This is a genomic window from Klebsiella sp. 2680, from assembly GCF_900198535.1.
Classification (GTDB): Bacteria; Pseudomonadota; Gammaproteobacteria; order Enterobacterales; family Enterobacteriaceae; genus Klebsiella; species Klebsiella indica.
Genome location: NZ_FZNJ01000003.1, coordinates 753,516 through 768,639, shown reverse-complemented (window position 1 = coordinate 768,639; position 15,124 = coordinate 753,516). Strand labels below are relative to the sequence as shown.

General features: G+C 48.8%; 11 protein-coding genes and 1 tRNA gene. 10 read left to right on the top strand and 2 right to left on the bottom strand.

Annotated features, from left to right (window positions below; genetic code table 11):
• Positions 1 to 11 precede the first annotated feature (11 nt).
• The 4 genes from folP to FN037_RS16740 all read left to right on the top strand — a co-directional run bounded on the left by folP (position 12) and on the right by FN037_RS16740 (position 2,850).
• A complete protein-coding gene (folP, locus tag FN037_RS16755; RefSeq protein WP_138362944.1) occupies positions 12 to 860 on the top strand; it encodes a dihydropteroate synthase in 849 nt (282 codons plus the stop codon).
• On the top strand, positions 853 to 2,190 hold the full coding sequence (gene glmM / locus FN037_RS16750) for a phosphoglucosamine mutase (RefSeq protein ID WP_138362945.1): 1,338 nt from the start codon (positions 853 to 855) through the stop codon (positions 2,188 to 2,190). The genes folP and glmM overlap by 8 nt, the downstream gene beginning before the upstream one ends.
• Before the next feature lie 229 nt (positions 2,191 to 2,419).
• Complete coding sequence (secG, locus tag FN037_RS16745; protein ID WP_004106103.1) at positions 2,420 to 2,749, top strand: preprotein translocase subunit SecG; 330 nt, start codon at positions 2,420 to 2,422, stop codon at positions 2,747 to 2,749.
• 14 nt (positions 2,750 to 2,763) lie between these two features.
• Positions 2,764 to 2,850, top strand: a tRNA-Leu gene (locus FN037_RS16740).
• 499 nt (positions 2,851 to 3,349) lie between these two features.
• Here the strand turns inward: FN037_RS16740 and FN037_RS16735 are convergent.
• Entirely contained in the window at positions 3,350 to 4,657 is a 1,308-nt protein-coding gene (locus tag FN037_RS16735) for a carbohydrate porin (protein ID WP_138362954.1), read from the bottom strand.
• Positions 4,658 to 4,865: 208 nt separating this feature from the next.
• The gene (locus tag FN037_RS16730; RefSeq protein WP_138362955.1) at positions 4,866 to 6,263 is read right to left on the bottom strand and encodes an MFS transporter; all 1,398 of its coding nucleotides are present in this window, start codon (positions 6,261 to 6,263) and stop codon (positions 4,866 to 4,868) included.
• Between the two features lie 470 nt (positions 6,264 to 6,733).
• Between FN037_RS16730 and FN037_RS16725 the strand changes: the two genes are divergently transcribed.
• The 6 genes from FN037_RS16725 (at position 6,734) to FN037_RS16700 (ending at position 14,757) form a co-directional block, all read left to right on the top strand.
• Entirely contained in the window at positions 6,734 to 7,762 is a 1,029-nt protein-coding gene (locus FN037_RS16725; RefSeq protein WP_138362946.1) for a LacI family DNA-binding transcriptional regulator, read from the top strand.
• Positions 7,763 to 8,003: 241 nt separating this feature from the next.
• The gene (locus FN037_RS16720; protein WP_206665981.1) at positions 8,004 to 8,936 is read left to right on the top strand and encodes a dihydrodipicolinate synthase family protein; all 933 of its coding nucleotides are present in this window, start codon (positions 8,004 to 8,006) and stop codon (positions 8,934 to 8,936) included.
• A gap of 240 nt (positions 8,937 to 9,176) precedes the next feature.
• Entirely contained in the window at positions 9,177 to 10,571 is a 1,395-nt protein-coding gene (locus FN037_RS16715) for an MFS transporter (protein WP_138362947.1), read from the top strand.
• A 94-nt stretch (positions 10,572 to 10,665) separates the two neighbouring features.
• Complete coding sequence (locus FN037_RS16710) at positions 10,666 to 11,547, top strand: fumarylacetoacetate hydrolase family protein (RefSeq protein WP_138362948.1); 882 nt, start codon at positions 10,666 to 10,668, stop codon at positions 11,545 to 11,547.
• Between the two features lie 51 nt (positions 11,548 to 11,598).
• Positions 11,599 to 12,888, top strand: coding sequence for an anaerobic C4-dicarboxylate transporter family protein (locus tag FN037_RS16705; protein ID WP_138362949.1), 1,290 nt, complete (start codon positions 11,599 to 11,601; stop codon positions 12,886 to 12,888).
• Positions 12,889 to 13,299: 411 nt separating this feature from the next.
• Positions 13,300 to 14,757 (top strand): amidohydrolase family protein, encoded by a 1,458-nt coding sequence (locus FN037_RS16700; RefSeq protein WP_142502745.1) that lies wholly within the window; start codon positions 13,300 to 13,302, stop codon positions 14,755 to 14,757.
• The last annotated feature ends 367 nt before the right edge of the window (positions 14,758 to 15,124 follow it).

The following is a 15,124-nucleotide window of genomic DNA, read 5'->3' as shown; positions in this document are numbered from 1 at the left end:
GGGATTTAGTGATGAAACTCGTAGCCCAGGGCTCAACCCTCGATCTCTCTCACCCACATGTGATGGGTATTCTTAACGTTACGCCGGATTCGTTTTCTGACGGCGGGGCTCACAATACGCTGGTAGACGCCGTTAAACATGCCAACCTGATGATCAATGCCGGGGCGACTATCATCGATATCGGCGGGGAATCGACGCGCCCGGGGGCAGAGGATGTTAGCGTTGAGGAGGAACTGGCGCGGGTGATCCCGACGGTAGAAGCGATTGCGCAGCGTTTTGAAGTGTGGATTTCCGTAGATACCTCAAAACCAGAGGTCATCCGCGAATCAGCGCGGGTCGGAGCGCATATTATCAATGATATCCGTTCGCTTACTGAGCCGGGCGCGCTGGAAGCCGCGGCTGAAACCGACTTACCTGTATGCCTGATGCATATGCAAGGGCAGCCGAAAACGATGCAGGAGGCACCGAGGTATACCGATGTGGTTGCGGATGTCGAGAGGTTTTTTGTCGACCATATTGCGCGATGCGAACGGGCAGGCATCGCAAAAGAGAAATTGTTGCTCGACCCGGGGTTCGGTTTCGGTAAAAATCTTTCCCATAATTATGAATTGCTTGCACAGCTTGGCAAATTTCACCATTTCGGTCTTCCGTTGCTGGTCGGTATGTCGCGCAAGTCGATGGTGGGTCAGTTGCTTAACGTCGGGCCGACGGAGCGTCTGAATGGCAGCCTGGCTTGCGCAGTCATTGCTGCAATGCAGGGCGCGCAGATTATTCGCGTCCATGATGTTAAAGAAACGGTAGAAGCGCTGCGCGTGGTGGAAGCGACTCTGGCCGCTAAGGAAAATAAACGTTATGAGTAACCGCAAATATTTTGGGACTGATGGTATTCGTGGTCGGGTGGGTGATGCGCCCATTACGCCAGAATTTGTATTGAAGCTGGGTTGGGCGGCTGGTAAGGTCCTGGCGCGCCATGGGTCGCGTAAAATTATTATTGGTAAAGATACGCGTATTTCTGGCTATATGCTGGAGTCCGCGCTTGAGGCCGGTCTTGCTGCCGCGGGGTTATCAGCCTCTTTTACCGGGCCAATGCCGACTCCGGCAATCGCTTATCTGACTCGTACGTTCCGCGCTGAAGCCGGAATTGTGATTTCTGCTTCCCATAATCCCTTTTATGACAATGGCATTAAATTCTTCTCTATTGAAGGCACTAAATTGCCGGATGAAGTTGAAGAGGCCATTGAAGCCGAAATGGAAAAAGCGCTTACCTGCGTTGATTCCGCGGAACTGGGTAAAGCCAGCCGCATTGTGGATGCGGCAGGTCGCTATATTGAGTTTTGCAAAGGCACTTTCCCGAATGAACTGAGCCTCAATGCGCTGAAAGTCGTGGTCGATTGTGCTCATGGGGCAACTTATCATATTGCGCCAAGCGTTTTCCGCGAACTGGGGGCGCAGGTTATTACGATGGGCTGCGAGCCCGATGGTCTCAACATTAATGAAGAAGTTGGTGCGACCGACGTTCGTGCTCTGCAGGCCCGGGTACTGGCGGAAAAAGCTGACCTGGGGATCGCCTACGACGGCGATGGCGATCGGGTTATTATGGTTGACCATGAGGGCAACAAAGTTGATGGCGACCAGATCCTCTATATTATTGCCCGTGAGGGGCTACGCCAGGGACAGTTGCGCGGTGGGGCCGTTGGCACACTGATGAGCAACATGGGTCTGGAGCTGGCGCTCAAACAATTGGGTATTCCTTTTGTCCGTGCCAAAGTTGGTGACCGTTATGTTCTGGAGAAGCTCCAGGAGAAAGGCTGGCGGATCGGCGCAGAAAATTCCGGTCATGTGATCTTACTGGACAAAACCACCACTGGCGATGGGATTGTCGCCAGCCTGCAGGTGGTGGCCGCGATGGCGCGGAATCATATGAACCTGCAGGATTTATGCAGTGGGATGAAAATGTTTCCGCAGATTCTGGTCAACGTTCGCTTTACCGAGGGAAGCGGCGATCCGCTGGAACATGAACATGTGAAGGCCGTCACGGCGGAAGTTGAAACTGCGTTGGGGAATCGGGGGCGAGTGTTACTGCGTAAATCAGGAACTGAGCCGCTGATTCGCGTTATGGTGGAAGGCGAGCATGAAGAACAGGTCCATGAATTCGCCCATCGCATCGCCGATGCCGTGAAAAGCGTTTAATTCATCCCGCTAAGTGATTAAAAAGGCGATGCTTGTCGCCTTTTTAATCGACAAATAATCGATTTTTGCTGTTTTTTTCCGCACTTGATACAATGGACTGAAATTGCCCTTGCGAAGGTCATTCGCTTTGGTTAGTATTCACACCCGCTTCAGTGGGAAACGTTAAAACGTCCCGCTTTATTGGTTGAAGCACTTGGCATGCGGCGAATCCGCAAGGAACAGGTTGATTATGTACGAAGCTCTTTTAGTTGTTTTCCTTATTGTGGCGATAGGCCTTGTTGGTCTGATTATGCTGCAGCAAGGTAAAGGCGCTGATATGGGAGCCTCCTTCGGAGCAGGCGCTTCTGGCACATTATTTGGTTCCAGTGGTTCGGGTAATTTTATGACCCGTATGACAGGTATCCTGGCTGCGCTGTTCTTCATCATCAGTCTGGCGCTGGGCAATATCAACAGCAATAAAACCAATAAAGGAAGTGAGTGGGATAACCTGAGCGCGCCGAAAACCGAGCAAACTCAGCCGACAGCGCCGGCGCAGCCGAGCAGCGATATCCCGCACTAATAAGTCGTATCCGTGCCGAGGTGGTGGAATTGGTAGACACGCTACCTTGAGGTGGTAGTGCCCGATTGGGCTTACGGGTTCAAGTCCCGTCCTCGGTACCAATATTTAAACAATGGACGTCAACAGACGTCCATTTTTGTATCTGAAATTCACGTAACTGCGCCTTGCTCCCCGATTTACACTCTCCCCAGAATGCTGTGATGAACCTAAGCGAACAAAAGCTGATTTCTGCAAAGGGCTAAAAGAGCATAACGAGATGGTAAAATCCCAGGAGCGAGATGCAGAGAAAGCATTTGAAGCAGCCGTCAGAGACAGGCTCGCGGGAAGAAAGAAATATGCAGCGTTGCACCGCGAACGTATTCTGAATAGGCTTGAAGAATATCTTTTCGCTATTTGAGATAAGTGCTGTTTAGCCGCTCTCACAACCAGAGGCTGATTTACTGATTAAAGCCGTTGAGTGAAGGGACGGTCAATAAGGCGTTACACAGACCGTCCCCGGATGGAAACATCGCGCAGTGATGTGCAGATGATCTTAAATAGCTCTGTGATGGTTGCTGCTTTTGTGAAGAGTCATAATAACTTTTCAGTTTGAATATTTAATTACAGGCTAATACTAATCTGACTACCGAAAACCCACGCATTTTTTATTTCACTGACTCCACCCGGATGAATCAATAGCTGGACATTGGGGCGAAGTTTAAGCCATGGAGTTACAACATAGTTATAATTCAATTCTGCAACATATTCCGAACCGCGAACAGGAGTCCACGATGGATTATCATAATCGTCGATACCTTTAAGCTGATTTGATAACCGGGCTCGCTCGGCAACTTTACTGTTTACATGCATTTTACTGAACCCCAGTCCTATAGAATCCTGGGCACGGCTGGCAAAGGGGCCTTTATAAATGGCACCAATCTGGGTTTGGTAATCCATTGTCGCGGTGTCGCGGTCGTTCATAGCCAGATGCCCGAATAGCGCTAATCCACGTTTTGGATTATCTGCTGCGGCAGTAATCTGTTGCTGTAAATAGATCCATCCACCATAACGGCCGTCGTGAACCTCAGCGGTGTGTTTACTCAGAACATAGGCGTTACCATCGCTGTCATTGAGTACATCTTTAGCATCTGCGGTATTATACCATGCGCCTATTTTCCAGCTTCCCGGGAGTTTATTCTGGCCAAAAGTCGGCGTGCCCCCCATTTCAGCCAGATACATATTCCCTGTACGCCCCGTATTATCTAACTTGAAACTGCCACTGCGCGTCGCATAATTGGGGTTATACATAAATGCACCAACCTGAAAATAAACCTGTGGTGTTATATTATAACGAATGCGAGTTCCCCATTGCCCAATCGGGGTGTTATACCAGACTCCGGCGCCATGTCCTGCAAGGGAACCACACAACGCCAGGTTCTGGAAGTTACAACCAATATTGTCAAAATCTTCACCGACTGGCATCAGCCCGATTTTGAGATCAAACATTTTATCCAGCCATGACTGGCGATACCAAAATTGGGCAGCATGCCATGTTTGTCCCCGTCCGTAGTTACTGTTAACGGTTGAACCAATAATGGGAGCTCGGGGATCCTGAATCCTGTCTTTCGTCAAATCGCGTCCATTACGATCGACTACCGATGCTTTAAATTCACCATCGGTAATACCGGCGATCTTTTCCAGATCTAAATCGAAGCCAATAGTATATTGATCGCTATAGCGGGCTGTCTTATTTCTGTTATAGCCACCGGCGACATTAGTCGCGACTATTGAACCGTATTCTAATGTAAAGTTGTACCCTTTTTTCTTGAGATCGCTTCTGAGCCCTCCCCAGTCGCCTGACATATATTTCCCGTTAGCTGAAAATGGTTGTTCGGCAGCGTGTAAAGGGATAGACACACATGCCGTCATCAGTAAATAACACAAACCTTGCCTTGTATATTTCATTTTATTGTCCCGGCCTGAGAATTTCAGGGTGCTTATAGATTGGACAAAATCATCCTCTCCAGAATTAATTTATGAGCTGGTTTATGAAAAACCTGAATATAAATTATGGAGAGGGCCTGGAAATAAACTTTTAATTATTAAAAATAAGGTCTGTTTGACAGACCTGTTTTAACTAAGGCGACAGTTCCTCCAGTGATTTCCCTTTTGTCTCAATGGCAAAAAGAAGTGTTATGAGCCCGCCAATCAGGGCGATAACGGCAAACACAATAAAGACAAAGCGAACACCAAATCCAGAGACAATGAAACCAACGAGCAATGGTCCGATAGAAGAACCGGCTCGTAGCCAGGCGCTGGAGAATGCTGTTCCTATCGCACGCAGTCGGGTTGGGTAGAGTTCCGCTGAGTAGAGATACAGAGAAAATGCAATTGTTTGCAGGATAGCGTATGTCATACTGCCGAAAATCAAGACTTCAGTCGCAGATTTGGCGCCCAATGTGCACAACGTGATGAGCGGCACGATAGCCAGTAAAAATGCCCAGGAATACCAACGTTTGCGGCCTACTTTATCAATCAGAAGAGCACAAATTATGGAAGCAACAACCCCGCAGGAGGACGTAATCCATCCATATGCCAGGCTCGTCCCCAGAGGCAGGTGAAACCAGGTTTTATACATTGTCGGAAACCAGGTGATCATCCCGTTATTCACGGTATAAACGGTCAACCAAAGTCCCCACAGCATAAATGTCCGGGATTTATACATACCTGAGAAGAGTTCTTTTACTCCGCTAGTTGATGTTTGTTGCACAATAACAGGCTTAATTATTGGCTCAGGCAATTCCATACCACGACGAATAGCTTCAGCTTCAAATTTGGCGACGACTTTCTCCGCCTCCTGTCGGCGACCTTTAGATTCCAGCCAGCGGGGCGATTCCGGCATTAACCAGCGCAGAGGGACCGTCAGTGCAGACGGAACCAACCCGATTAAAAACATCACCTTCCAGCCATAAATCGGGACAAGGAAAAACCCTATGAGACCAGCAAACATCATTCCTATTGGGAAGATAACTTCGTACAACAAGAAAAAGCGGCCGCGTTTTTTTGCACCAACAAATTCGTTGATATAAGCGCTGGCGACAGGGACCTCCGCCCCGATTCCCAGCCCCTGCAGGAAACGAATGACAAGAATAGACCACCCGTTCCATGCAAATAAGCAAGCTGCATCCATGACGACAAACATAATAATAGTGATACGTAATACACCAATACGGCCTATCTTTTCCGCCAGTGAACCGAAGAATAAGGCGCCACAAAGTTGACCCACATAACTGGCCGCAATGATGAGACCAACGAATGTTGGCGTGAGTCCCCATTCCTGAGTGAGTTGAGGGAGCGCAAAGGCAATAGCAATGATGGTGTATGCATCAAAGAACGTAGACAATCCCACCACCACACGGATAGCAAGAAGTCGACGTGTGATGGGCAACCTTTCGAGCCTTGCCAGTAACTCCGACGACTTCATCCCGGTGTTACTGGTCATGACATTACCAGAAGTAATAACCTGAGTTGACATATTGACACCCTGTTGATTGAGTTTTTGGGTATACATGCAAGATTACTGACCGCGGACCAGCAGACTGGCAGGCGATCACTTGCGGTACTGGGTACAAATCGGCTTCAACAAAATAATGTGATAACGTTTCTGCAATCGTTTTCACTTCGCGATAATGGTTGGCATAATTCCAGGTGCAGTCAATTCTGGCTGGTGTACAATTGTTAACCTGCTCACATAACAAGCATAATCAAATGGAAAAATGTGACACTAATCAGAAAGTCTGACAGTGAATATAAAAATGTTAATTAAATGTTTTCTTCTGAGGCCAGTAATGACAAGCATGCTGTTAAAGACAGGTAAGATGACATAAAACAAACCCTTTTCTTTTGGGATACGGAAATTTACCGTACCATTCCGCTATGATGCCATGTGCCCCTTGAGCTGTGGCGAACGAAACTTTTATCAATTTTTAATATCCGGAGTCAGACATGGGTCAGGAAAATACAGAAAATGATCAGATGGAAAAAAGACTGATAACCATGCGTGACGTAGCGAATGCGGCCGGAGTGAGTGTGTCGACGGTTTCCCGCATTCTGGATGAAAGGCTCCCTCCCTCAAAAAGCGCATCCGCAGAGAAAGTTCGTCAGGTAGCACGAGAGCTTGGATATCGACGCGACTATGTCGCATCCAGTCTTCGCCGGGGGGGAACCGGTACCCTCGGGGTGCTTGTGCCACGTCTGACCGATGCGGTAACCGCCATGCTGTTTGAGGAAATCGCCAGAGCGGCCGCGCGCCGAGGATATTTTGCGATCGTCGCAACATGTGGAGACGATCCTCTGGAAGAACGCAAGTCAGTTGAGTCACTACTTGACAGAAGAGTGGATGGGTTAATTATGTCCACGTGCCGGCTTGATGATCCGCTTCCCAGGGAATTGCGTAAAAGAGATGTACCGCACGTCCTGGTATTAAGAACTGACGGAATCAGTTTGTCTTCAGTCAGTGACGATGAACTGGGGGGGTATCTTGCAACACGTCATCTTATTGATTTGGGGCACAAAAATATTGGTCTGGTCGGTGGGCCTGATTTTGCATCGAATGCTCTTAACCGAAGAAAAGGGTTTGAACGGGCAATGAGCGAAGCCGGGTTAGAAATTAATCCTTCCTGGTGCTCTTCATCAGACTTTGATATTCGTTCCGGAGAGGAGGCCGGTATGAAGATATTGAACTCCTCTACGCCGCCAACGGCTATTTTTGCTGTCAATGATGAATTGGCTATCGGGATTGTGGCTGCAGCGCACCACCGGGGAATGGTCATCGGGCAGGATTTGTCCCTCGTAGGATACAACGATATTCCACTGGTCAGTCGGCTACCGGTCGCCCTGACGTCGGTCCGTACGCCGCTTGAACATATTGCTGCAAACGCCGTTGACATGCTTCTTAATGCAGATGAAAACCGCCTGATTCGAACTGTTAGTCCAACCCTCATTCCTCGTAAGTCCACGTCTTCTCCTCGCTAATCCTTGCTCGCCGTACTGGTGTCCCGGTCGACATGACGGCGAGTAATTTGCGATATATGTCTCATAAATACGGCATAACCCCTTTGTTTTTGTGACCTCAATTTCATTTCTCATTATACCCCTGTTGACTTGCTCACCAGCCAGGTCCAAATTTAATCACGTGAAAACGATTGCAGAAACGATTTCATATCATTTCAAAACCCATCGCTGAAAGCGACTATTGTCCACCAAGGAGACAGTCATGATTAATATCGACCTGAGAGGTTTGACCCCGGCACCGGTTACCCCATTTAACCGTGATGGCAGCATTGATTTTGACGCGATTCAGCGTCTGGGAAGCTGGCTGGGCAGTATTGACGGTGTTAAAGGTCTGGTTGTGCTTGGCCATGCCGGTGAAGGTACCTTCCTCACGCAGGACGAACAGGCTGCAGTTATCCGCGCTTTTGTAAAATCGGTAGACGGCAAACTGCCTATTATTGCTGGTATCACCGGTGAAGGCACTGAGGTTGCAGCCCTTGAAGCCAAACGGGCCGTTGCCGCGGGCGCTTCCGCTGGTCTGCTCTATCCGTCCCACGGCTGGTTACGCTTCGGCTATCAGGACGGTGCCCCGCAGGACCGTTATCGTGTGGTCTATGAAGAAAGTGGCCTGCCGCTTATCCTGTTCCAGTATCCGGATGTCACCAAAGCCACCTACAACCTGAAAACCATGCTGGATATTTCAGCACAGCCAGGTGTCTTCGCGATGAAGAATGGTGTGCGTAATATGCGCCGTTGGGACACTGAGATTCCTGTTATCCGTCGTGAACGTCCTGACCTGCAGATCCTGAGCTGCCACGATGAATACCTGTTGCACACTGCATTTGACGTAGACGGTTTCCTGGTCGGTTATGGCAACATTGCGCCGGTAGAACTGCTTGAAATGATTAATGCGGGTAAAGCCGGGGATTACAAAAAAGCTCGCGAAGTACATGACCGCCTGATGCCTGTAACCAAAAGCGTTTACCACCGTGGTTCCCATATGGAAGGTACCGTGGCTCTGAAACACGCGTTGGTTGCCCGTGGTATTCTGGAACATGCGACAGTACGTTCTCCTCTGTTACCGCTTGAACACGGTGCAGAAGAAGAAATTCATGCAGCTATTCGTGCTGCTGAACTGGGCCGCGTAACTAAATAACAAGACTTATTAAGAAGGGCAGCATCTCTGCATCGCGGATAGATGCTGCTTTCTTAAGATAGTTATTCTGTTCTCAAATATCACTTGCCTGTGACTGTCACTATTTTCCGATTAAGGTGGCAGTGTTATTTTTGATTGCCAGGTTCCGCAGACAAACAATAAATAATTTTCAGACAATATTACTGTATAACCGGGAGAGCAATGCTCCTGCCGCTCCCGTCCATTCAGGAATGGTATACCATGACTACATTAGTTCTGAATGCCAGTAACGCTGCAACCAGTATAACAACAAACTCAGCTGAACTGGTTGCACGTATAGAACGTATTCCTGTTACCCGAAAATTAATATTTATCCGCCTGGTAACAGGTATTTCCACTTTTTTTGATTCCTACACCGTTCTGGCTATTGCTTTTGCTATGCCAGAACTAATCAGTGAATGGAGCCTGACGCCGCTGTTTGTCGGGCTTATTATCGCGGCGAGTTATGTCGGCCAACTTTTTGGTGCGGTATTCTTCGGTTCACTGGCAGAGAAAAAGGGACGTCTGACGGTCCTGAAAATAACCATAATCATATTTGTCACCATGAGCGCAGCGTGTCTGTTTGCCTGGAATGGATGGTCGTTATTGCTCATCCGCTTTTTACAGGGCATCGGTATTGGTGCGGAGGTTCCCGTTGCCAGCGCTTATATCAACGAGTTTATTGGTTCCCGTAAACGCGGTCGTTTCTTTCTGTTATACGAAGTCATTTTCCCGGTGGGACTGATGTTCGCCGGTATTATTGGTTATTTTCTGGTTCCGGAGTATGGCTGGAAAGCGATGTTCTGGGTGGGGCTTATCCCGCCAATGATTGCCGCCCCTCTGCGCTGGTTGATGCCGGAATCTCCCCGCTGGTTGATTAGCAAAGGACGCCTGGAAGATGCGAACCGTATCGTCTCCAGTCTGGAAAATGAGGTTATCCGCCGGGGCGGTAGCCTTGAAGAGCCCGTAGTGAAGACGTTTAAGGCCCCTCCCCAGACGGCAAATGGATGGCGTGAACTGTTTTCAGGTATTTATCTCAAGCGTACGCTGATGCTCTGGGGGCTATGGATAAGCGCTTATATGGTCAATAACGGCATGATAACCTGGCTGCCGACGCTTTATCGTAGCGCATTCCATCTTTCAGTCCCACTCAGCCTTGCATATGGCTGGATAACATCCGCTGCGGGGGTCGCCGCATCCCTGGCCTGTGCGCTGCTTATTGACAAAACGGGCAGAAAACGCTGGTACGGAACCGCTTTTATTCTGTCATCCCTGGCGTTACTGATTCTGGGGGAAAGTGGGGCATCCAGTGCGGTGATGGTGCTTATTTTTGCCAGTATCGCTTATGCCGTGATGCAAACCGTCACCTTCTCCCTTTATCTCTATTCTGCTGAACTTTACCCGACACGACTACGGGCGATAGGAACGGGTTTTGGTAGCGCCTGGCTGAGAGCGGGATCGTCTCTGGGAACGCTGCTGGTTGGGTTGATTGTCGCAGGCGCAGGGGTTGAATATGTCTTCTTTTTGTTTGCCGCGATGGCACTGATTGGCGGACTCATTACGATGAGTTTTGGTATTGAAACCCGTGGGGCAATTCTGGAAGAACTTTCGCCATAAACGCGCGTATCCACGTGTACAAATCAGGAGTCACAAGACTCTTTGTCTCAACAGTTCAGGAGTGATATTTCTGACTGAAGATTGAAGGTGAATAATGAAACTACTGAGTTTTTCTGTTGACGGAAATGAAAAATATGGCCTGGTCGCACCCGATGGGATAATAGATCTACAGTCATTCTTCCCGGAGTGTCCCGATCTTCGCGCTTTTCTTCCCAATGTTAATAAGCTAAAAAATAATATTTTATTGGGTAAGAAGGCGGACTATCAGATTAATCAGGTCACCTTTTTACCTGTTATAACCCGGCCTAATAAAATTATTTGTGCTGGTATGAATTATCAGGAAAAAAGAGTTGAATTTAACGAGCAGGATCCGGATCCTACGCTGTTTATTCGTTTTGCCGATACGCAAACAGGGCATTTGTGCGGTTTAGTTAAACCTTCGGATAGTAACGAGTTCGACTATGAAGGAGAGCTGGCGTTGGTGATAGGCCGTTACGGCTCACATATTCCGGAGGAACAGGCGCTTCAGTATATTGCCGGATACAGTTGTTATATGGATGGCTCCGTCAGGGACTGGCAGCACACCTGGTTTACCGCCGGGAAAAACTGGCCTTCAACGGGGGGATTTGGACCGTGGCTGGTTACGACTGATGAAATATCCGATCCGCAAAACCTGGAAATTGTTACACGCCTTAATGGTCGGGAAGTTCAGCGTGATAATACTTATAACATGATCCATAAAATTGCTAAATTAATCTCTTATATCAGTACATTCAGTGCACTTTCTCCCGGTGATGTCATTCTGACTGGTTCTCCTGGCGGGGTTGGGAAAAAACGACATCCACCACTTTACCTGTGGCCTGGCGATATGGTTGAGGTCGAAATATCGCAGATAGGTTGTTTGATGAATCCGGTAATAAGCGAGGATAGCGAGAACATAGCGACCTCCGTCGCGGCAATATCGGGAGGTTCCTGATATAACCCGGCTACAGCAAAAGGAAACATCCCACCAGTGGAGGATACACACATGATATTGCTGCAATTTTGCGTCGTTCTGTTATTTATTTTCCTTGGCATGCGGGTAGGCGGAATTGGGGTGGGATTTTCCGGTGGTGCCGGTGTCATCGTATTGTGCATGATGGGCGCAACACCGGGCGATCTACCGATGCTGGTCATTGTTTTTATCATGGTGGTCATTATCGCCATTTCTGCCATGCAGGAGGCCGGAGGCATAGACTATCTGGTCAGGTTAACCGAAAGGATGTTACGTAGTTATCCTCGTTTGCTTGTCATTACTGCACCTTTGTCCACGTGGTTGTTGACAATGATGGCGAGTACCGGCCAGGTTTCATTTGCATGCATGCCGGTGATTGTGGGTGTGGCTAAAGATAATCAACTTCGCCCAACAAGAGCCCTGGCTATTTCGGTAGCCGCTTCTCTTTTGGGGATTGTCGCCTCGCCAATCTCCGCAGCAGTCATTTTTTTCTCAGGAATACTGGAGAAAAATAACCAAGGCTGGGGGTATCTGGAGCTTATTTCAGTGACGATACCCTCAACATTTCTGGCATTGATGTGTACATCTGTATTTTATTTGTTCTGGGATCGTGCCCGGCAAACAGACAAGTTACCCCTCACTGCAGTATATTCTCAATCGACAGATAATAAAATTACTGTCCCGCCAGAGGCGAAACGTTCCGTACTGTTCTTTATTATTGGTCTGATTGCAGTGCTTTTGTACGCCATCATGAGTAGCCCAAGAATTGGTTTTATACAACATCCTGTACTCAACAGCGGGCAGGTACGTATTTCCGTTATGATGGCGGTCGCACTTTTAATTGTCTTATTTTGTCGTGTGAATGTCCATAATATTCCTTCGACGACGGTATTTAAAACGGGAATGACTTCCTGTATCTGTATACTGGGCGTTGCCTGGTTAGGATCTACATTTATGGATAGCAATAAAGTTTGGTTGCAAAATATGGTGTTCGAGTATCTGTCAGACTCGCCGCTGACACTGGCAATAATTATTATGTTGGTATCCTGCTTTCTTTATTCTCAGGCGGCATCAACGAAAATTTTATTTCCGATGGCATTAAGCATAGGCATTGCGCCAACTACATTAATTGCTTGTTTTCCGGCTACTGCCTCGCTTTTTATTCTACCAAATTATCCAACGTTATTGGCTGCCGTCGCTATGGATGACACGGGATGTACTCGCATAGGGCATCGGATTATCGATCATCCATTTGTTATTCCTGGGTTAATTGCTACGATACTTTCAATATTATTTTCGACAGGGCTGGTGTATATTTTTTAAATGTATTTATCCGCGATTTAAATACGTTGTGTAAGATTATCTGTTTTCTTCATACGTCAAGTGACGGGGACGTTGGCCGTGGCGTGTTCGATTCATCCATAGGACGCCCCCGGCGGGCTGCCGCCTTACGGTGTTTAAATCGGTGACTGACAGATTTGTGTTCACCCCAGTCACCTCGCTATTGATACTCCTGGGATTTACTCTCTTGCCATGTGATTTGGCCTTTGGCCTCACTTCTTCGGAGTCGGCGCAAGCGCAGTGAAAAGCGAGTAGCCGTTTCGTCCAGCGACCCGAATTATTTAGGGCATAAAGATATCTTTGGGCTGAATGTATTTAATATAAAAATTATAAAGTTCATAAATTTTTCCGGGTATACAGTTTATGTCCCGGCAAAGTATGGAGTCTTATTCTATGCAGCATAAAATTCAAATCCGTGAGAATCCCCCTGAGCATGCCGAAGCCTGTCTCTGCCATAGTCCCGCCTTTGTTCGGATAAATACGGTGTTAACCCGGGAAGCGGCAAAAGCGCCGCCGATCACGCCTGCAACCGTGGCTTCAGCGCTTCCTGGAAAGAACTCACCGCATGGCACCGCAACGGCGAATGCGTCTCATGTAAAAGTATTTACCAATGTCCGTATTTTTGACGGTATATCGGATCATCTGCGTGATGGCCTGCAGGTGATTGTCGAAGGACATCTCATTAAGGCGATTGAGGCGGAAGGTCAGGCTTTTCCTGACGAAGCCGTGATTATCGACGGGAAGGGCGGCGTACTGATGCCGGGGTTGATTGACGCCCATTGGCACGCGATCATGGCGCGACCGTCGATGATGACAGCCATGACGTCTGATTTTAATTATATACAGGCGCTGGCAATTGCCGAGGCACAGGCGACATTGCTGCGTGGTTTTACGACAGTACGTGATATGGGCGGCCCGGTATTCGGCCTTAAACGCGCCATTGATGAGCAAATCACCAGCGGTCCACGTATTTATCCATCGGGCGCTTTTATCTCGCAAACTGGCGGTCATGGCGACTTTCGTATGCTGAGTGACATTCCTCGCGCGCCTGCTGATAATTTAAGTTATATCGAACGCGTCGGCATTACCGCGATTGCAGATGGTCCGGATCAGGTGTTGTTACGCGCCAGGGAACAACTGATGCGTGGCGCATCGCAGGTCAAATTTATGGCGGGCGGCGGCGTGGCGTCGATGTATGACGGTATTGATGTTACCGAGGGCTCTGTGCCCGAAATCCAGGCGGCGGTAACGGCAGCTGAAAACTGGGGAACCTATGTTACCGTTCATGCCTATACCGCGCGTGCTGTCACGATGGCGATTGAAGGAGGCGTGAAGTGTATCGAACATGGGCAACTGGTTGACGAGGAAACTGTGCGGCTCATGGCTGAGAAAAAGCTATGGTGGTGCCTGCAACCTTTCCTTGATGATGCGGATGCCGTTCCTATGGCTACCCCCGCCTCGCGGGCCAAGCAATTGTTGATGTCGGCTGGCACCGATACGGCTTATCAACTGGCGAAGAAGCATAACATTAAAACGGCCTGGGGCACGGACACGTTGTTTGATGCTCGCCTGGCGACGCGGCAGGGGGCACAGTTGGCTAAGCTTATCCGCTGGTATACCCCCCTGGAAATTTTGAAAATGGCCACTAGCGTCAATGCTGAACTGTGTGCCATGTCTGGCCCTCGCAACCCGTATCCGGGAAAACTGGGAGTGGTAGAAGCGGGTGCGCTGGCGGATCTGCTCCTTGTTGATGGCGATCCTTTGAACGATATTCAACTGATTGCACAACCTGAACAGGCTTTTAAGCTGATAGTGAAGGATGGAGTCATCTATAAGAATACGCTGGAATAACAGTCTCAAAATTAACCTGTTTTTGATACTGGATTGAATAGCTTAAAATCAGGCAATGATCCTAATGCTGGTCAGTCAGAGGGCGGTCAGCCGTGTTTATGGCTGGCTGCGCGGTTCCGTTAATCGGTGGTTCTGGCGAAAATGGCGCATTTTTTATTTTCGCCCATTCAGATTCCGTGGCCTGTTCCGTTCACGATAAATACGCGGATATTCGTTATATCCACAGCGTGTGAACGGGCAGGAGGACGTTTCGCCCGTCCCCCTGCACCCCCGGCATTGCGCTGGAAACCTGCCGCTGCGCGGTCCGCTCCACTCCGGCTTCATCTGGCGGACCGGGCGGGACTCGACGCTACTCGTCCCATCCCTG